The sequence below is a fragment of the Bradyrhizobium sp. BTAi1 genome, assembly GCF_000015165.1.
In the GTDB taxonomy this organism is placed as follows: Bacteria; Pseudomonadota; Alphaproteobacteria; order Rhizobiales; family Xanthobacteraceae; genus Bradyrhizobium; species Bradyrhizobium denitrificans.
The window spans coordinates 5,352,476-5,371,230 of the sequence record NC_009485.1; the positions used below are offsets into that span (position 1 = coordinate 5,352,476).

General features: G+C 67.0%; 15 protein-coding genes and 1 tRNA gene. 3 read left to right on the forward strand and 13 right to left on the reverse strand.

Annotated features, from left to right (window positions below; all coding sequences use genetic code 11):
* Positions 1–44 precede the first annotated feature (44 nt).
* Together BBTA_RS23965 and BBTA_RS23970 are read right to left on the reverse strand one after the other, a co-directional pair.
* Positions 45–1,574, reverse strand: coding sequence for an aldehyde dehydrogenase family protein (locus BBTA_RS23965; RefSeq protein ID WP_012045089.1), 1,530 nt, complete (start codon positions 1,572–1,574; stop codon positions 45–47).
* Positions 1,575–1,582: 8 nt separating this feature from the next.
* The gene (locus tag BBTA_RS23970) at positions 1,583–2,464 is read right to left on the reverse strand and encodes an NAD(P)-dependent oxidoreductase (RefSeq protein ID WP_012045090.1); all 882 of its coding nucleotides are present in this window, start codon (positions 2,462–2,464) and stop codon (positions 1,583–1,585) included.
* A gap of 108 nt (positions 2,465–2,572) precedes the next feature.
* Between BBTA_RS23970 and BBTA_RS23975 the strand changes: the two genes are divergently transcribed.
* Both BBTA_RS23975 and BBTA_RS23980 read left to right on the forward strand, forming a co-directional pair.
* Positions 2,573–3,532, forward strand: a complete 960-nt coding sequence (locus BBTA_RS23975) for a LysR family transcriptional regulator (protein ID WP_012045091.1) — start codon at positions 2,573–2,575, stop codon at positions 3,530–3,532.
* A 77-nt stretch (positions 3,533–3,609) separates the two neighbouring features.
* Positions 3,610–3,933, forward strand: a complete 324-nt coding sequence (locus tag BBTA_RS23980; protein WP_012045092.1) for a hypothetical protein — start codon at positions 3,610–3,612, stop codon at positions 3,931–3,933.
* A gap of 53 nt (positions 3,934–3,986) precedes the next feature.
* On the opposite strand, the gene BBTA_RS23985 is transcribed toward BBTA_RS23980, so the two are convergent.
* The 3 genes from BBTA_RS23985 to BBTA_RS23995 all read right to left on the reverse strand — a co-directional run bounded on the left by BBTA_RS23985 (position 3,987) and on the right by BBTA_RS23995 (position 6,105).
* Positions 3,987–4,060: transfer RNA gene (locus tag BBTA_RS23985), tRNA-Gly, on the reverse strand.
* A gap of 432 nt (positions 4,061–4,492) precedes the next feature.
* Complete coding sequence (locus tag BBTA_RS23990; protein WP_012045093.1) at positions 4,493–5,098, reverse strand: TMEM175 family protein; 606 nt, start codon at positions 5,096–5,098, stop codon at positions 4,493–4,495.
* Between the two features lie 158 nt (positions 5,099–5,256).
* The gene (locus BBTA_RS23995; protein WP_012045094.1) at positions 5,257–6,105 is read right to left on the reverse strand and encodes a hypothetical protein; all 849 of its coding nucleotides are present in this window, start codon (positions 6,103–6,105) and stop codon (positions 5,257–5,259) included.
* Positions 6,106–6,467: 362 nt separating this feature from the next.
* Between BBTA_RS23995 and BBTA_RS24000 the strand changes: the two genes are divergently transcribed.
* Entirely contained in the window at positions 6,468–8,378 is a 1,911-nt protein-coding gene (locus tag BBTA_RS24000; RefSeq protein WP_049795509.1) for an acyltransferase family protein, read from the forward strand.
* Here BBTA_RS24000 and BBTA_RS24005 read toward each other — a convergent pair.
* The 8 genes from BBTA_RS24005 to BBTA_RS24040 form a co-directional block, all read right to left on the reverse strand.
* On the reverse strand, positions 8,375–10,273 hold the full coding sequence (locus BBTA_RS24005) for an acyltransferase family protein (protein ID WP_012045096.1): 1,899 nt from the start codon (positions 10,271–10,273) through the stop codon (positions 8,375–8,377). The two genes, BBTA_RS24000 and BBTA_RS24005, sit on opposite strands and share 4 nt — an antisense overlap.
* Positions 10,274–10,484: 211 nt before the next feature.
* Positions 10,485–12,401: an acyltransferase family protein gene (locus BBTA_RS24010; RefSeq protein WP_012045097.1), complete on the reverse strand. Its 1,917-nt coding sequence runs from the start codon at positions 12,399–12,401 to the stop codon at positions 10,485–10,487.
* 456 nt (positions 12,402–12,857) lie between these two features.
* The gene (locus BBTA_RS24015) at positions 12,858–13,433 is read right to left on the reverse strand and encodes a TetR/AcrR family transcriptional regulator (protein WP_041751588.1); all 576 of its coding nucleotides are present in this window, start codon (positions 13,431–13,433) and stop codon (positions 12,858–12,860) included.
* A 23-nt stretch (positions 13,434–13,456) separates the two neighbouring features.
* Positions 13,457–14,245: an ABC transporter ATP-binding protein gene (locus tag BBTA_RS41135; protein ID WP_012045099.1), complete on the reverse strand. Its 789-nt coding sequence runs from the start codon at positions 14,243–14,245 to the stop codon at positions 13,457–13,459.
* Positions 14,242–15,240 carry an ABC transporter ATP-binding protein gene (locus tag BBTA_RS41140; protein WP_012045100.1) on the reverse strand — a complete coding sequence of 333 codons (999 nt, stop codon included), beginning with the start codon at positions 15,238–15,240 and terminating at the stop codon, positions 14,242–14,244. Before BBTA_RS41140 ends, BBTA_RS41135 begins: the two co-directional genes overlap by 4 nt.
* Positions 15,237–16,103 (reverse strand): ABC transporter permease, encoded by an 867-nt coding sequence (locus BBTA_RS24030; protein ID WP_012045101.1) that lies wholly within the window; start codon positions 16,101–16,103, stop codon positions 15,237–15,239. The genes BBTA_RS41140 and BBTA_RS24030 overlap by 4 nt, the downstream gene beginning before the upstream one ends.
* Positions 16,100–17,119, reverse strand: a complete 1,020-nt coding sequence (locus BBTA_RS24035; protein WP_012045102.1) for an ABC transporter permease — start codon at positions 17,117–17,119, stop codon at positions 16,100–16,102. Before BBTA_RS24035 ends, BBTA_RS24030 begins: the two co-directional genes overlap by 4 nt.
* Positions 17,116–18,729, reverse strand: coding sequence for an ABC transporter substrate-binding protein (locus BBTA_RS24040; RefSeq protein WP_201767736.1), 1,614 nt, complete (start codon positions 18,727–18,729; stop codon positions 17,116–17,118). Before BBTA_RS24040 ends, BBTA_RS24035 begins: the two co-directional genes overlap by 4 nt.
* Positions 18,730–18,755: the final 26 nt, after the last annotated feature.

Here is an 18,755-nt window from a genome sequence, read left to right on the forward strand (position 1 = left end):
TCTTGCACTGATCATGCCATGGAGCGGCGCCCGCGCAAGCCGTCTCATTCGCGCAGGCCCGGCGCGTAGCCGAACGCCACCGCCGGCTCCGCCGCGGTCTCGACCCATACGCTCTTCACCTGCGTATATTCATACAGCGCCTCGACGCCGGAGGAGCGGCCGTGACCGCTGTGATTGTAGCCACCGAAGGGTGAGGCGACGTTGATCGTCTTGTAGGAGTTGATCCAGAACGTGCCGGCTTTGACCTGTGCGGCCACGCGATGTGCGCGCGCGACATCCGTCGTCCACACCGCGCCGGCGAGGCCGAACTCGCTGTCATTGGCGATGGCGATCGCCTCCTCTTCGGTCTCGAAGCGGATCGCGGCGACGACGGGGCCGAACACTTCCTTGCGCGCGATGCCCATCGTGTTGGTGACGTTCTTGAGCACGGTCGGCCTCACGTAGTAGCCGCCGGGCGTGCTCTCACCATTGCTGCCGGCCACGATCTCGGCGCCCTCGTCCGCGCCCTCGCGGATCAACGACAGCACGTGATCATATTGCTTGGCATTGTTGATGGGACCGATCTCCGTCTCGGCCGACAGCGGATCGCCGCATTTGATCTTGGCCGCGCCCTGCGCGACCAGATCGACGAAGCGGTCATAGACCGCGCTCTGCACCAGCAGCCGGGAGCCCGCAACGCAGCTCTGCCCGGCGCCGCCGAAGATCGCCGCCTGCGCGCCGATGGCGGCGCGTTCGAGATCGGCATCGGCGAACACGATATTGGCCGACTTGCCGCCGAGCTCGAGCACCGACGGCAACAGCCGCCGCGCCGCAGCCTCGCCGATCAGCCGCCCTGTCGGCACCGAGCCGACGAACACCACCTTCTTGACCGCCGGCTGCGCCAGTGCCGCCTGCCCCGTGCTGTGACCGAAGCCGGCGAGCACGTTGACGACGCCCTTCGGCAGGCCCGCGCGCTCGGCGATCAGCGCCAGCGCCAGCGAGGTCAGCGGCGTCAGCTCCGAGGGCTTGAGGATGACCGCATTGCCCATGCTGATGGCAGGCGCGATCTGCCAGCCGGCGGTGAAGATCGGCGCATTCCACGGCGTGATCTGCAACACCACGCCCATGGGCTCGCGGCGTGTGTAGTTGAGATGGCTCGAGGGCACCGGGATGACCTCGCCGTGGAATTTGTCGGCCCATCCGGCATAATATTCGAACATCTCCGCGACCTTGGCGACCTCGCCTCTGGTGTCGCGGATCGGCTTGCCGGCGGACAAGGCTTCAAGCTGCGCCAATGGCTCGGCGGCGGCGAGGATCGCGCGGGCGATCGCCTGCATCATGCGGCCGCGACCGGCCGCCGTGAGGCGCGCCCATTCGGCCTGCCCCGCCACGGCCGCCGCCGCGGCCTTGGCCGCCACGTCGGCGCCGGCATCCGCATAGCTGAACAGCAATTGCCCGGTGGCGGGATCATTGACGGAGATCGTCGCGCCGCGGCCGATGACGAGATCACCGCCGACATGCGAGCCGACGCTCGCGACATCAGGCCAGAACGGCAGCGCGGCGTCGCGCAAGCGGGAATCGATGAAATGGGTCATGGCTACTCTCATGGCTTCGCGATCGGACCGAGCTGTAGCTCGACGACGCGGTTGAAATCCTCGGGATCGGCGATGCGGGTTGCGCTCTCCGCCCAGATGCGCGCTGTATCGGCAGCCATGGGCAGAGCCAGGCCCAGCTCGCCGATGAACTGCGCCGCCAACCGGACGTCCTTGCGCATCAGCTGCATGGTGAAGCCGGAATCGAAGGCGCCGTTGAGGATCCAGTTGGGCACGTTGACGAGCGTGACGCCCGATCGCCCCGAACCGGCGTTGAGCCCTTCGAGCAGCCGCCCGGCATCGACGCCGGCGGCCTTGGCGATACGCAGCGCCTCGGCGGCGGTGAGCAGATGCGCCGCGCATAGCAGGTTGTTGACGATCTTGGCGACGTTGCCCGCACCGACCCCGCCGACATGCACGCGCTTGGCGCTCATGCGCTCCAGCACCGGCAGGACGCAAGCGAGATCGGCGTCGTCGGCGCCGATCACCATGGTCATGGTGCCCGTCGCGGCGCCCTTCGGTCCGCCGCTGACCGGCGCATCGACGAAGCCCATGCCGCACGCCTTGAGCAGGCTCGCCAGCCGGCGCGAGGTCTCGGGATGGGAGGTCGAGGTGTCGACGATGATGACACCGGCCCGCGCATGCGCAAGAATGCCGCCGGCGCCTTCCACCACGCGCTCGACGATCTCGGCGGTCGGCAGCGAGAGGATCACGATATCGGCCGCGGCGACCACCGCGTCGATCCCGTCGGCGATCGCGATGCCCTCGGCGGCCAGCATCTCCCGCGTGGCCGCGGCTGCGTCATAGCCGGTCACGGCGAAGCCCGCGCCCTTGAGGGTCAGCGCCATGCCCCGCCCCATATTGCCAAGTCCGATGATACCGACTGCGGTCACGACGCCTCCTGCCGAGATTGCCTGCGAAGCGTAGCCGCCTCGATTTGCGGCAGACATCAGCGGCGCGTCGCGCTAGTGTTGACTGCAGGTCAACACTCCCGATGCATCATGTCCGCCGTCCTGCTCGACCATCATCGTCTGCAATATCTCCATGAAGCGGTGCGGCTGGGCTCGGTGCGCGCCGCAGCGGAAGCGCTCGACATCAACGCCTCGGTGGTCAGCCGACAGATCGCGCTGTTGGAGAAGGAGCTGGGGCTCAGCCTGATCGAGCGCCTCAGTCGCGGCATTCGCGCCACCGAAGCCGGCGCGCTGCTGGTCGAGCGTTTCCGGAAATGGGAGGCCGACCAGGCCGACACGGTTGCGAAGCTGCGCGAGCTGCAGGGGCTCAAACGCGGCCATGTCGACATCGTGCTCGGCGAAGGCTTCGTCAGCGACCTGATGTCGGGCCCGCTCGGCCGCTTCTGGCTGCGCCATCCGGATCTGACCATGGCGTTCGATCTCGCCGGCACCAACGAGGTCGTCAACGCCGTGGCCGAGGACCGCTATCACATCGGCCTGGTGTTCAACCCGAGCGCCGATCCTCGCATCCGCGTGGCGACCGCAAGCCGGCAGCCGCTGTGCGCCATCCTGCCGCCCGGTCACGCGCTGGCCGGCCTCAACCGTCCCTTGCGCCTGCACGAGCTCGTCGATCACCCGCTCGGCCTGATGCATCCAAGCTATGGCACGCGGCAGATCCTGGCCATGGCAGAGGCGGCGGAACGGATCGCCCTCGCACCCAAGCTCACCACCAGCTCCATCAATGTGCTCCGCCATTTCGTCAAGAGCGGCCTCGGCCTGACGCTGCTGCCGGCGTTCTCGATCGCCGCCGATCTCGCCGACGGCTCGCTTGCAGCGATCCCGATCGACAACCGCCTGCTGTCGTCGAGCGAAGCCTGCGTCATCACCCGCCGCGGCCGCGAGCTGCCGCATGCCGCGGGTCAGCTGCTGCGCTTCCTGAGCGGACAGATGCGGGCCTTCCGGGCCGGCGAGCCGGCCGCCAAGATGAAGCCGCGCGCGACCCGCCGCTGACAGCGACTGCCGACCGCTTTTCTGTTGCGCGCTCGCCGAGGTTGCGTTTTGATGCCGCAATCCAAGGAAACTTCCCCATGCGCCATGTTTTCGCGATCGCCGTCAGCCTGTCGATGACAACCGCGGCCGTGGCGGAGAATTGCCAGCTGCTCGGCCATCAGATCATTTGCGACAATGGCGTATCCGGGCAACGGATCGGCAACAACACCTATTGGAGCGACGGCTCCTCGTCGCGGCAGATCGGGCCATTCACCTACAACAGCGACGGCTCCAGCTCGCAGCAGATCGGCAATCACACCTATTACAGCGACGGCGAGTCATCCCATACGATCGGCAACACGACCTATTTCAGCGACGGCCGGACATGCCGGCGGATCGGCAACAACATCTATTGCGATTAGTCGGCCGAATGGCGGGCGCGTCGCCGAATGCCCCCTCCGACGATGGGAGGGGATGGAGCGGGTGAAGGGAATCGAACCCTCGTATTCAGCTTGGAAGGCTGCTGCTCTACCATTGAGCTACACCCGCATCGGGGCGTTCCCTAACATGGTCCGCGCCGGGTCTCAACCTCTTCGGGACAGGTTGGTCAGCGGATTGAATCGGATCAATTGTCCCCAATGGACGCCCGAATCAGCGGTCACGCCGACCAGCAAACCGCAACGCAGCACGGAGGGGTGGGTCATCGGGTTCCGTAATCGTCCCCCCTACCCAGGCGGCCGGGAGCGCCCTATACTGGTTTTATCGTCAACAACGAAAGGAGGTGATCCAGTGTCTTTCACCAAGCGCTGTCACCTCGCTGGGATCGCCCGCTGAGCAGCGGCTCTCGATGAGCAGTATGCGATGAGCGCGTGATTCGTCAGCGTCGCAGCGCCATCGCGGCTCGGCAACGGGGCGATCTCAGCCCTGGACCAGCGAGTTCAAGATCGGAAGCGCGGCGGGTCCAACGGCCCGCCGCGTTTTTTATTGAGGAATTTTCTCGGCCGCCTTTGCCGGCGCCGGGCGCACCCAGCGCCGGGCGAGGAACCCGCCGAAGCCGAGCATCCAGAAATACTGCACATAATCGGGCGAGAACGCCGCGATCGCGATCCCGGGCACGAACACGATGACGGGGAAGACGGCGCCGACGATCTCGGCGGAGCGGGCGCCCGGAAGCGCAAGCCACCACAGCGCGGCGTTCAACGCCGCGATGATGGTCAGGTGAACGCCATAGAGCACGGCCACCGCGCTCGAGAGACGGTAGCTGCCATAGAGGCCGTTGGTCACCGGCAGCAGCACGATGGACAGCAGGAAGAACAAATTGAGGATCACGATGAATCGGCTGCCGAATGGCTGCCGCGCCAGCCTGCGGTGATGGCTGATCCAGAACACGCCAGCGATGATGAAGCTCAGGACCAGCCCGGCCAGCCGGCCCGAATAGGTGTGCGCCAGCTCCGTCCAGCCGGGCAGTTGGGCGAAATTCGGCTTCGGCAGGTCGTAGGCCAGCAGCGTCATCGCCACACCGAAAATGGTGTTGGACAGCGATTCCAGCCGGCGCATCTCGAACAGGTCGGATTGAGGATCGGTCATGTCAGGTCGGCAGGCGCACGCAGGAGGCAAGTCGGTTCCGGTCTATAGCATGTCCGGAGCCCGCTTGCCGACCGGCGGCACGCCGATGCCCAAGCAGCATCCCCCTTTAACGGGGCCGCTGGAGGAAGCCGCGGCTCAGCCGCCGGTTTCAGCCGGTTTCACTTGCACTCATAGACATGGCCGTCGAAGCCGCGATAGCTCCGCGTCGTCGGATTATAACTGCGGAACTGGACACAGGCCGGCATGCCGGCGGTGCGGAGCCTTGGCGTTTCCTCCGCTTGCGGGCGCGCCGCCACCGGCGTGGTGACGGCAGCCGGCTTGGCCATCACGATCAGCGGCTTCTTGTCAGACGCCGTCGTGCGCTTGCTGGCCTCCTTGCCCTTCTCCCCGGCCTTGGCCTCCTTGCCCCGATCCTCACTCGCCCCCTTCGGCGCGGCGGGCTGGCCGCCCTTGACCGACGGGTCCTTGGTCGCCGCGGCCGTCCTGCCGGATGCTGCCCTGCCCGGCGGCATCGTACCCGGCGTCAAATGACCCGCCCCCGGCTCGTCCGGCATCGCCTTGCTGGACGCTGCCTTGCTCGTGGCGCTCTTGCTCGCGCTCGCGGCCGCCTTGCCCGTTGCAAGCTTGGACCCCGCGACGGGATCGGCGGCGGCCTTCTGGGCCGGCCCGACCTTGTCGGAGGTCGCCGGGTGCTTCGATTCGGGGGGCGTCGCGGGGGCCTGCGCGGTCGCCTCGCCCGCAGGCTTGGTCTCGGCAGCGGCAGGCGTGTCGGCCACGGCAGCCTGGCTCGGCGGGTTCGGTTTCGCATCCGTGGATGCCGTCTTGTCGTCTCCCGGCGGCTTGTCCTCGGCCACCGGCGCCGCGGCTGGCTTCTTGATCACCTTCTTGCAGTCGAGCGGAAACACCAGTTCGCCGGATGCGGTCATGCCGATCGGCTCGCAGCCACCGAATGGGCCACTGTCCTTGAGCGCATCCGTCGTCGCCGCGTCCTTGGCGACCTCACCCACGGGGGCTGCGGCTGCGCCTCCACCGGGTTCCGCGCCCTGCGCTTGGACGGCCGTCAAAGCAACCTGAAATAGAACAACGCCGCATAACAAGCCGGCATAACCGGCATTCCGCCCCAATGTACGCATGACACGCTCGCTCGACGCACAAACTGCAACGAGGCCACCACGCCATTGAGGCAAGTCTGTGAAGGCAAGCCGCAGAGGCCCGCGCCCCCGTCAATTCATCGGCATTGTGGCTTGCCGACATGATCCAGTTCGTGCGAGATTCTTCTCATAATATGGCGACAATCCGAGCTCATGAGGGCGCCTCGAATGCGAGGACCGGCCGTGTGGTCGGCGTGTGGCAGCGCCCGGACACCATCGTGAGTTCGACCGAGTATCGTCCCGACATCGACTGCCTGCGCGCGTTTGCCGTGTCGTCGGTGATCGCATTCCATTACGACATCTCGCCGTTCCGCAGCGGTTATGTCGGTGTGGACGTCTTCTTCGTGATCTCGGGCTTTCTGATCACCCGGATCATCCGCGCGGAGACCCGTGCCGGCACGTTTTCGATCGCGGCCTTCTATCGGCGTCGCGCCCGCCGCATCCTGCCGGCCGCCTTTGCGATGCTGTGCGCCACCTTGCTGGCGGCGTGCGTCGTCCTGTTGCCGCAGCAGACCTTGTCCGCGGCGCAGCAGGCGCTTTCCGTCCTGGCGTTCAGCTCGAACATCCTGTTCTGGTCCCAGCAGGGCTATTTCGACGCGGCCGCCATCACCAAGCCGCTGCTGCACACCTGGTCGCTCGGCGTCGAGGAGCAATATTACTTCATCTTCCCCGCGCTCGCGCCGGCCATCTTCGCACGACGGCGGTCGCTGATGCTGGCGAGCCTGGTTGCGATCTGTGTCGCCTCGTTCCTGCTCTGCGTGGTGCAGACCCGGATCCAGCCGGCAGCCGCCTTCTATCTGCTGCCGGCGCGCGCCTGGCAGCTCGCGCTTGGCGCGCTGCTCGCGGTCGAGATCGTGCCGCCACTCCGAAGCCAGCGACTTCGTATCGGCGCGGCGACCTTGGGATGGATCGCGCTCGGCGCCTCGGTCAATGTGTTCTCGCCGCGCACGCCCTACCCCGGCGTCGCCGCGCTGCTGCCCTGCCTCGGCACGGCCGCGGTGATCTGGGCCCAGCCGACACCGAACAGGCTCGTCCTCGCGGCCACACGCCCGATGATCGCCGTCGGCCTGTGGTCCTACTCGCTCTATCTCTGGCACTGGCCGGTCGTCTCCTTCGCAACCGCCATCTGGGGTCCGCCGAGCTCGGCGATGGACAAGCTCGGTCTGCTCGCCGCCTGCACCGCGCTGGCGCTGGCGAGCTTCTATCTGGTCGAGCAGCCGGCACGCCGCGCCGAATGGCCGGTCACGGCGCGGAGGCTCGCGGCGAGCGGCGCCGCGGCGCTGCTGATTGCGGTCATCACGATCTGGTCCGCCGGCTTTCCCGGCCGTTTCTCGCCGCAACAGCAGGCTTTGGCGGGTTTTATCAACTACGACCACAGCGGCGTCTATGAGGAAGGCACCTGCTTCCTGAGCCCGGGTCAGACGTTCGAAGCGTTGCAGCCGTCGTGCCTCGCGCGCGGTCCCGGCTCCAACATCCTGCTGTGGGGCGACAGCCATGCCGCGCACCTCGTTGACGGGCTGAAGCGGGCCATGCCGCAGGCGACGTTGCGCCGCGCCACGATGGCGCAGTGCGTTCCCTACCTGGAACGCGGCCAGTCGGCGGCGTGCGGCGAATTCAATCGCCGCCTGCCTGAGCTGCTGCGCGAGCACGCGCCTGATATCGTGATCCTCTCCGGCAATTGGACGCGCAGCGTGATGGCGCCGGCCGCGCGCGCGGATCTGTTTGCCACGATCGCCGCGGCGACGGCCGCCGGCAGCCGCGTCGTGGTGATCGGGCCGAGCCCGCAATTCGACCGGCCCTTGCCTTATCTGCTGATCGCTTCATCGCGCTTCGGCGTCGACAGCGACGGCCATGTGCCGGCGATGTTCTTCGCGGTCGACGCCTTCCTTCGCGACCTGCTGAAGACCATGCCGCAGACGGACTACGTGTCGCTGCTTGATCTGCTCTGCCCCGACAAGCACTGCGTGCTGCAGACGGCGGACGGCGCTCCCCTCGCCTGGGACGACGGCCACTTCACCGCGCAGGGATCGGAGCTTGCGGCCACCCGCATCGTCGCGGCGTCGCCGGCGCTGAGCTCGGCCGGCACCATAACGTCCATCGGCGAACAAGGCGCTGCGCAATCGCGCTAGTCGTCTGCCAGGAACCGCGCAAAGATCGGGGCGGCGCGCTCGCCCATGCGCTGCGCTCCTGCCACGGTGAAGTGACCGGCATCCTGAAACAGCCACACGCCGTCCTGCACGACCGGACAGTCCCGGTCGCAATAAACCTCGGACGGCCTGAGCAGCGCCACCTTGGCCAATGGCCTGATCGCCTGCGACAGCACGGCATCGATGGTGCGATTGGCGGCGACGGCTTCGGCCTTCGGCACGGGATCGCACGGCTTGGCCGGCGCATGCCAGCGCGGTCCCGGCAGCATGCGCAGCTGATCGAAGCCGCAATTCACCGGCCTGACCTGGCCGCCGATGACCAGGAAATGCCGGCCCGGCCGGTCGAGCAGACGGATCGTCTCGACCAGATCGGCCGCGACCTCGGCGTTGCGGGCCTCGGCCGCTGGGCCGTCACCGAGATCCAGATAGTTCTGCCAAGCTTGGCCGATCACGACGTAATCGGCTTGCGATTGCCGGACCCGCGGCAGTTCGCTGTCGCGCAGCTCCGCGCAGACCCGTGCGCGCGCTCCTTCGGCGCTCAGACCCGACAGAACCGGACAGCCGCTCATCGTCGAGACATGTCCGATCATGCCGCGGGTCTTGAGGGTCGTATCGAGTGCGGCGACATATTGCTGCACATAGGAATCGCCCAGCAGCTCGACGCCGCGCGTGCCCGCGAGGTCGCCAAATACGCAGATGCGATCGACCGCGCGGCCGCATTTGTTGAGACCGAAGCCCTGCAATTGGAACAGCGCAAGCTGATCTGCCGGCAGCCGCGAGACGACGCCATGGGCGCGGAACGTCAGATGGGTGACCGCGGTGACGGCGAGCAGAACGGACGCGAAGCCGGCCACCTGCGTCCAGCGCGGCCAGCGCAGCCGGCGCATCGGCTGCTCGACCGCGACGAACATGAGCGCCGCCAGTGCCGCCATCAGCGCAAGCTGTGCGACAAGTCCCGCGAATGTCTGCGCGGCGTCGCCGAAGATGAAGCCGGCGAAAAAGATCACCGGCCAATGCACGAGATAGAGCGAGTAGGACGCCGCGCCGATGGCACGGACCGGACCAGCCATCATCAGCGATGTCGGCGCGTTGGCTGCGATGATGATCATGGCCGCGAGGCACGGCAGGATCGCGGCCACGCCTGCATAGGCCTGATAGCGCCCGATCACCGCGAGGCTGCCGAGCAGGACGACATCGCCGCAGGCCGCCGCGACGGCGCGGGCCCGCGGCGCCGATGCGAGACGCGCCTCCAGCGGAATGGCGAGCGCCCCGAGCGCGAACTCGAACACCCGGAATGGCGTCAGGAAGAACACGGCGTCGGAATCATAAGGCAAGTACAGGATCGCCAGGACGAAGGACGCCAATCCGACGGCCGCGATGGCGCGAAACACCGCCCGGCCATGGCCGATCCACATCAGGAGCAGCGGCGCCAACGCATAGAACTGCACTTCCAGCGACAGCGACCACAGATGCAACAGCGGCAGCTGGTCCGCATTCGGCGCGAAATAGGCGCTCGCCTCGCGCCAATATTGCACGTTGGCGATCGACAGCAGCCCGTGCGTCGCCTCCTTCGCCAGCTGGCGCAGGGCTTCGGGCGACAGGAACAGCCAGCCGACCGCAAAGCTCGCGGCAATCGTCGTGATCAGCGCCGGCAGGATGCGCCGCGCGCGCCGCAGATAGAACTCCGACAGCGCGAACCGTCCGGCCCTGAGATCGCGCAGGATCTGGCCGGTGATGAGATAGCCGGAGATGACGAAGAAGATGTCGACGCCGGCGAAGCCCGCCTCGAAGCCCGCAATTCTCAGGTGGAAGAGAATGACGATGATGACGGCGATGGCCCGGAGGCCATCGATGTCAGCACGATGATTGCGTTGCAATGTGGTCCACCCCGTGCATCCTTCGAGGCGGACGAGATGCGCAGACACGAATGGCAACAGCGGGAAACAGTCGTGACGCGATCGGACCAATGTGGTGTCGGACAACAGGCGGGCCTGAGGCAGAGCCGCCGCGCATAAGAGCGGCCTTGGACACCAGAAAGGCTGTGGCGATCGGCGGCCGCAGCTCCGCGCGACGGCCGGCGATCGTCAGCTAGGGTTGCGACACGCCGGACAAGACATGGGAGATCTGGGCGACCGCCCGTTGGCCCATCAGCTGCGCGCCCGCCACGGTGAAGTGGCCGGCATCGAGGAACAGCCAGACGCCATCGTCACGGACGATGGGACAGCTCTCGCCGCAATAGATCTCGGCCGGCCGCAGCAGCTCGGCATTGCTGCGTTGCTCGAGCGCCGCCGCCAGCACAGCATCGATCTCGCGGCTGTCGGCACGCGCGCTGGCTGCTGCCAACGGCCGACAGGGCGCCGGCGGCGCGTGCCACAACGGGCCGGGTTGCATGCGCACCGAGTCGAAGCTGCAGTCCGTTGGCCGCACCTGGCCGCCGATGATCAGGAAGCGCCGCCCCGGCCGATCGAGCAGGCGCAGCAGGGCCTGCAGCCCGTCGCGAATCTCTGCCGCCTGTCGCGCCTTGTCGGCGTCGGTGCCGTCCAGATACAGGTGCCAAGCCTGCCCGACCACGACGACATCGGCGGACGACGCTCTGACGCGCGACAGCTCGCGGTCGCGCAGGGCCACGCATTCGGCGACACGGGGCGGACGCGGAGCAACGCCGGGAAGCATCGGGCAGCCGCCGACGGTCGAGGTCGTGCCGCGGATGGCGCGCCGCTTGAGTGCGTCATCCAGCGCGGCCACGTAGTGGTGAACGTAGGAATCGCCCAGAAGCTCCAGCTGGCCTGCCCCTGCGGGATCGCCGAACTGGCAGAAATCGCTTGTCCGCGTACACGGGCTCATGCCGAAGCGTTGCAGCTCGAGCCGGGCGCGCTGCTCCGCGGGCAAGCGCCAGGTCACGCCATCGGCCTTGAACGTCGCATGGGTGGCCGCGGCGCACATCACGATCACTGCCGCGAAGGCGCAGGCCTGCTTCCACTGCACGCCCCGCATCTGCCGAACCGGCTGTTCGACGAGAAAAAACATCGCGGCCGTGAGCGCCGCCATGACCAGCAATTGCGTCACCACGCCGAGAGCGCTGCCTGCCGGCTCGCCGAAGATGAAGTGGGCGAAATAGATCACCGGCCAATGCACGAGATAGAGCGAGTAGGACGAGCGCCCGACGGCCAGAACGGCGCGATTGGCGAACAGCCCTGTCGGCCGGTTGGCGGCGATGATGACCGCAATCGCGAGGCTCGGGGGCAAGGCGCCGAGCCCGGCCTCGCGCTGGAACCGCTCGATGACCAGGAGGCTTCCGCCGAGCACGGCATAGCCAAGCCAGGCGGCGACGGTGCGCGCCGTCGGCCTGGTCGCGATCCGCCGCTCCAACACGATCGCCAGCGCGCCGAGCACGAATTCGAACGCGCGGAACGGCGTGAGGAAGAACACGGCCTCGGGATCTCTCGGCAGCCACAGGATCGCCGCCGCGAGCGACACCGCTCCTGCCAGCGCGATGCCCGCAAACACGTGCCGGGTCCGGTTCAACAGCACCAGCATCAGGGGACTGACGAGATAGAACTGCTCCTCGGCCGACAGCGACCACAGATGCAGCAGGCCGAGCTGGTCCGAGCTCGGGGCGAAATATTGGTTGGCCTCGCGCCAATATTGGATGTTGGCGATCGACAACAGGCCGTGCGTCGCCTCCTTGGCCAGCTGACGCAACGCGTCGGGCGGAAGCCACAGCCAGCCGATCGCGACGCTGAGCATGATGGTGGCGATGAGGGCCGGCAGAATGCGGCGCGCGCGGCGGGTGTAGAATGCGGCAAAGGAGAAGCTGCCGCGGTCGAGGTCACGCAGGATGTGTCCGGTGATCAGATATCCGGAGATGACGAAAAAAATGTCGACCCCGGCGAAGCCTCCACCGAAGCCGCTCACTTTGAGGTGAAACAACACGACGACGGCGACGGCGATGGCGCGCAGACCGTCAATATCGGCGCGATACGCGCCAGAGCTCTTTACGGCCATATCAAGATCGATCGAACAACCGACGCCGCGGCGCTGGCTGAACCTTCAGCCGGGAGGGCATCAAGAGATCGACCCGATCGGCCCGCATCATTGGTGTCGCGAGGCAGGACATTGGCCGGGCGGTGCTGACAAGATGGCGGGAACGGCTATGTTTGGCCCAACGTCCAGACGTCATGGGGCCGGCCGCAGCCGAAGGATGGTCGAACCAGGACGTGAAGCCACGAAGCCATGACGGCGGATTTCAAGACCGCGGATGTCATGCGGGCGGGTTTGCCGTCGGTCCATGTCGCAATTCTCAGCATCCTGATGCACGGTCCTGGGAAGCTGACTTCGTTGAGCTTCTCCCGGAGTAGCGGCCATCTACCACGGATTCCGTGGATTGAGGAGGCCGGAAAGTCCGTCCCCCGGCCGATGCGCAGGTGCCGCTTGCGCCGGACCGCGCAGGCATGCAGTCGACTAGGCGGTGCGCGCAGCGTCCTCCAGGATCACCTTTGCACAATCGCGCGCAGTGCGCACGGCTCCGTCATCCTGATAGATCAGGATCTGAGCGAGCGCGCCGTCATACAGCAGATTGAGCCGCGCAGAGACCTTGTCGCGGTGCGACCAGGTAACCGGAAGAAGACCCGAGAAGATCGCCCGCACCGCGTCCTTGTGCTCGCGCGCGATCTTCCGCACCGTCTCCGAGCCACCGCTCTCCGCGGTGGCGATCATGAATGCGCAGCCGCGGAACGTGTCGGATCGCGCCTTGACCGCGAGCAGGTCGAAGATCGTGAGGACCTTGTCGATCCCCTTGGCACGCGAGCGACGCAACCCGTCCTGGAGCGCCGCGACGACGGCGGCATGGCGGCGGGTCAGGCAGGCCGCGATCAGATCGTCCTTGCTCTCGAAATGGCGGTACATCGTCGCCTTGGCCACATCCGCTTCGCGGATAATGCGATCGATGCCGACGGCGTTGATGCCCTCGCGATAGAACAGGCCGCCAGCGACGTCGATGATGTGCTCGGCGATCGGAGGCAAAATGTCTAGGGGCATGAGCGAATCCAATCGTAACGAAGCTAGCCTCTCAGGACGGGTTCGGGCGCGGACGCCAGCAAGGTCCGCGTATACGCCATCCGCGGCGTGTCGAGAACAGCACTTGCCGGTCCGGATTCCACGATCGTTCCCTGATGCATGACGGCAATCCGGTCGGCAAGATAGGACACAACCGAGATGTCGTGAGTGATGAACAGAATGGCGAGGCCGCGGCGCAGCAGCAGATCGGCGAGGAGATTGAGGATCTGCGCCTGCACCGACAAATCGAGCGCGGAGACCGCCTCATCGCAGATCAGGACCTCGGGATTGCCCGCGAGTGCGCGGGCGATCCCGACGCGCTGGCGCTGGCCGCCGGAGAGTTCATGCGGACGCCGCCCCAGCAATGCGCCGGACAGACCGACCGCGTCGAGCAGTTCCTCCGCCGCGCCCTTGCCCGCGTCGCCGCCGAGCAACCGGATCGGTTCGTTGAGGATCCGTGCCACCGAGAACCGCGGATTGAAGGCGGCACCGCTATCCTGAAACACCATGCCGAGTTTGCGACGCTGAACCCTGCTGCGTGCGGTAACGGCAAGCGGCACCCGTTCGCCGTCCAGCCGCAGCGTCCCGCTGTGCGGCGGGGTCAACCCGAGGATGGCGCGGGCCAGTGTCGACTTGCCGGATCCGGATTCGCCGATCACGGCCAGAACCTCGCCCCGATGCACCGCGAGCGACACGCCGCGGACGGCCTCGACGCGCCGCCCGGCCGTGGCGAAGGTGACCGACAGATCGTCCGCCTGCAGCAGCGGCTCGCTGCGCGCCAGCGCCAGGGTCATGGCAGGGCAACCTCCCGCCTCGGTGCAAACGGATGGTGGCAGGCGACACCGGCATCGCCGAGGCGCTGCGTTTCCGGCGCTTGCCGGCGGCACAAGGCGGTCATGGCGGCGCAACGGTCCGCGAAGGCACAGCCGCTGATCGCCTCTCCGGGAAGCGGCACACGGCCGGAGATCTCCGCAAGACGCGGCCGCGGGCCACGCAGCGGACGACGGCGCGGCCGAGCTGCCAGCAGCGCGCGGGTGTAGGGATGCGCGGCGTCGGCAAGCGTCGCGGCCGACCGGGTTTCCACGGCGCGGCCGGCATACATCACCGCGACCCGGTCGGCCCAGCGCGAGACGAGGCCGAGATCATGGGTGATCAGGACCAGTGCCATGCCGCTGTCGCGGCGCAATTCGTCGAGCAGCGCCAGAATCTCGGCCTGGACGGTGGCGTCGAGTGCCGTGGTTGGTTCGTCGGCGATCAGTACGTCAGGCCGGTTGGCGATCGCGATCGCGATCAGGATCCGCTGTCGCATCCCGCCCGACAGCTGATGCGGAAAGGCCTGCAACAATTGCGCGCCCTCGCGAAGCCGCACCCGCGCGAGCAGACTCTCCGCCTCGCTGCGCGCCTGCGCGCGCGAGACGCTGCGATGCGCACGGATCGCCTCGACGATCTGTTCGCCAATGGTCAGCACCGGATTGAGCGCCGCCATGGGATCCTGAAACACCATGCCGACGCGCTGCCCGCGCAGACGGCGAAGCCGCCGCTCCGGCAGCCCTTCGATGCTGACGCCGCCGAGCACGATCGTGCCGGACCTGATCCGCGCACCGTCGGGCAGCAGGCCTGCGAGCGCGAGCGCCGTCAACGATTTGCCGCAACCGGACTCGCCGACCAGCGCCAGCGTCTCGCCGCGGGCGACGTCGAGATCGAGACCACGCACAGCGTCGACCTCGCCGCGGGCGCTGCGCACGCCGACCTTCAGATCGCGCACGCTGAGAACCGGAGCCGCGTTCACGCGCCGTCTCCGCGGCGCAGCAACGCGGTCAAGCCGTCGCCGATCAGGCTGAGCGCCATGACGGTCACGACGATGGCGAGCCCCGGAATCAGTGTCATATAGGGTGCCGTCAGCAGCGCGTCGCGCGACGCGCCGATCATCCCTCCCCAACTGATGTGATTGCTGTCGCTGAGACCGAAGAACGCAAGTCCGGCCTCGGTCAGCACAGCGAGCGCCGTGAGGATGGAGGCCGCCACGATGATCGGCGGCAGCACGTTGGGCAAAATATGCGTGAGCATCACGCGCACCGGGCCGCCGCCCATCGCCACGCAGATGCGGACATAGTCGAGTTCGCGAAGCGCCAGCGTCTCCGCCCGCACCAGCCGCGCCACCATCGACCAGCTCGTCAGGCCGATCGCCAGAACGATGAATTCGATCCGCGCCCCGAGGATCGCGACCAGGATGATCGCGAGCAGAAAATGCGGGATCACCTGGAAGAGCTCCGTCACGCGCATCAGGACATGATCCACCCAGCCGCCGAGATAGCCGGACAGCAGCCCGACGGTCGTCCCGACCGTCACCGCCAGCGCCGTGGCGGAAAAGCCGACGATCAGCGAGATCCGCGCCCCGTGCACCAGCCCCGCCGCAATGTCGCGCCCGAGAATGTCGGTGCCCAGCGGAAACTGCGGATCGTCGCCCGGCGCAAGGAACGGCGCACCAGCAAGATCGAACGGATCGCCGGGATAGAGCCAATTGGCCAGGACGGCGATCACGACCTCGGCGGTGAGAATGACGAGACCTGAACGCAGCGCGAATGGCAGCCGCCGCAGCGTATCGAGGCGCAGCAGCGTCCGTGGCGCAGCGATGTCGGAGATCAGCGTCATCGCAGGCGCACACGAGGATCGAGCGTGGCGTACAACAGATCGACGATCAGGTTCGTGATCACGACCAGCGCGCCGGTGCATAGAACGAGACCGGACAGCAGGTTATAGTCGCGCTGCTGCACAGCCTCGAATGCCAGACGTCCCAGACCGGGCCAGGCGAACACGGTTTCCACCACGATCGCGCCGCTGAGCAGCGAGCCCGCCTGCAGTCCAATGATCGTCACCAACGGCAACAGCGCATTGCGCACGCCGTGCCGCCACGCGATGCGGGCGGGCGCGAGGCCTTTTGCGCGCGCGGTCCGGATGTAGTCCTGGGCATAGATCTCGATCATCGCGCTGCGGGTGAACCGGCTGTAGATCGCCGCATACAGCATCCCGAGCGTGACCACGGGAAGCACCAGGTGACGCGCCACGCTCCCCGCATGAGCCCATCCCTCCGCGGCTCCGTTCGCGTCGGCATAGCCGCCGGTCGGCAGCCACAACAGCACGACGCCGAACAGGATCATCAGGCCGATGCCGAGCAGGAAACCAGGCGTCGCATAGAGCAGCAAGGCGATCGCTCCGATCAGCCTGTCGGCAAGCCGGCCCCGTGTCAGCGCCGCGGTCACGCCGCCGGCGACGCCGAGCAGAACGGCGACCAACAATGCGAGCCCGGTCAGCAGCAGCGTCGGCACCACCCGCGCGGCGATCAACTCGGCAACCGGCATGTTGTTGCGGAACGAGAACCCCAATTCGCCCGTCAGCACATTGCGCGCGTACAGCAGGAGCTGGATCGCGATCGGCTGGTCGAGCCCGAAGCGCTGGCGCAGGGTCGCGATATAGGCAGCGTCGCCGCCGCCGCTGTCTCCCGCCAGCACCTGAGCCGCATCGCCCGGCGCGAGCTTGAGCAACAGGAACGCCGTGACCAGGATCAGCAGCAATGTCGGCACCATCTGCAGCAGACGCAGGCCGACATAGCGGCCAGTCGAATGCGGCCGTGCCGACGGTCCCGTCGCTGCCGGTGCTGCGGATGTCATGGCGCCAGCCACGTGTTCTTGAGCGAATCATAGATGCCGATGACCCCGGTATCGAGGTCCCGGACCCGGGCCGACACGATGGTGTACTGCCGGTTTTCCGCCAGCGTGAACCGCGGAACGTCAAGCTGGGCCTGCGCCTGCACCTGCTTGTAGAGCGCGACGCGCTGGTCTTCCGTCGCGGCGATGTGCGCGGCCTCGATCAGCCGATCCATGGCCGGGCTGGCATAACCCGATCCGTTCGACCACGGCACGTCCTTCAGGATGGCCTTCGACCAGAACACGCGATCGAGCCCAATCTGCGGATCCGCGAAACCAGAATGGTGCGTGACGATGAAATCGAAATCGTTGAGCGAATAGACCCTGCGGAAGAACTGCGGCAGATCCTGGCTCCGCAGCGTCGCTTCGATGCCGACCGCCTTCAGCGACTGCTTCAGGAATTCGCCGAAGCGCTGGAAGCTTTCGCCGAACGGCAGCCAGTCGAGCGTGATCTCCAGGCGCTTGCCGTCGGCCTTGCGCGGATACCCGGCTTCGTCCAGCAGCGCCTCGGCCTTGGCGCGGTCGAACGGATAGCTCGCAAGGCCGCTCTCGACGAAGAACTTGGTCTGCGACGACAGCACGGGCGACGTACCCGGCTTGCCGATGCCACGCATCGTCACGCGCGAGAAGGCCTGCAGATCGATCGCGTGTACCACAGCCCGGCGGACCCGGACGTCGTCGAACGGCGGACGGCGCACGTTGAACTCGCCGACGATCGACGAACCCAGCCACTCATAGCCGCGAAACTCGACGCGCAGGGCCGGGTTCTTCTCGGCCCGCGCCAGATCGTTGATCGAGATCGGCGAATGGACCCCGAGATGCACCGCCCCGGATTCGAACGCGGCGTAGCGCGCGGTCGCGTCCGGAATCATGCGATAGATGACACGATCGAGATACGGCTTGCCGGTGTCCCAATAATCGGGGTTGCGCTCCAGCACGATGCGTTCGCCGCGCACCCATTCGACGAACCGGAACGGGCCGGTGCCGACCGGTTTGACGTTGTACGGATTGGTGAGGATGTCGGTGCCTTCGTAGAGATGTTTCGGCAGCACCGTGGACTCGGTGCTGTTGAGCGCACTGAGGATCACGCCGGACGGATTGCGGAGCTTGAACACCACGGTCAGCGGGTCGGGCGTTTCGACCGCTTCGACCGCGGCAAAGGTCGCGCGTGCACGCGGATGGACCTTCATCCACACCTGCTCGAAACTGAACTTCACATCGGCAGACGTGAACGGAGCGCCGTCGTGCCAACGCACGTTCGGCCGCAAGGTGAAGCGGATTTCCTTGCCGTCGGCGCTGGTCACCCAGGCGGTCGCGAGTTCGGGTTCGAGTGCGAAGTTCTCGCCGTAGCGGAGCAGCCCGTCGAAGATCTTCGAGGACACTGCGAGGACCGCTCCCGCCTGGCCCACGCCGGTGGTCAGGACATTCGGCTCGCCGGGATTCGACACCGCGACAAGGGTGCCTCCCCTGACAGGAGTCTCCGCGCGCGCCAATCCTGGGGCGAGCGCGATGCCGATCAGCATCGCACACACGGTTCGCCGATCCGTCCACGCGGGAAAGGCAGTCAAGGCCATGATGGGTCTCTCTGGAGATGAAGCGG

Coding starts and splice junctions, on each gene's coding strand:
- BBTA_RS23980 (WP_012045092.1), top strand. CDS start 3,610: ATGCGCCATGTTTTCGCGATCGCCGTCAGCCTGTCGATGACAACCGCG.
- BBTA_RS24015 (WP_041751588.1), bottom strand. CDS start 13,433: ATGCCCCTAGACATTTTGCCTCCGATCGCCGAGCACATCATCGACGTC.
- BBTA_RS23965 (WP_012045089.1), bottom strand. CDS start 1,574: ATGACCCATTTCATCGATTCCCGCTTGCGCGACGCCGCGCTGCCGTTC.
- BBTA_RS24030 (WP_012045101.1), bottom strand. CDS start 16,103: ATGACGCTGATCTCCGACATCGCTGCGCCACGGACGCTGCTGCGCCTC.
- BBTA_RS24035 (WP_012045102.1), bottom strand. CDS start 17,119: ATGACATCCGCAGCACCGGCAGCGACGGGACCGTCGGCACGGCCGCAT.
- BBTA_RS41135 (WP_012045099.1), bottom strand. CDS start 14,245: ATGACCCTGGCGCTGGCGCGCAGCGAGCCGCTGCTGCAGGCGGACGAT.
- BBTA_RS23990 (WP_012045093.1), bottom strand. CDS start 5,098: ATGACCGATCCTCAATCCGACCTGTTCGAGATGCGCCGGCTGGAATCG.
- BBTA_RS24040 (WP_201767736.1), bottom strand. CDS start 18,729: ATGGCCTTGACTGCCTTTCCCGCGTGGACGGATCGGCGAACCGTGTGT.
- BBTA_RS24010 (WP_012045097.1), bottom strand. CDS start 12,401: ATGGCCGTAAAGAGCTCTGGCGCGTATCGCGCCGATATTGACGGTCTG.
- BBTA_RS23975 (WP_012045091.1), top strand. CDS start 2,573: ATGTCCGCCGTCCTGCTCGACCATCATCGTCTGCAATATCTCCATGAA.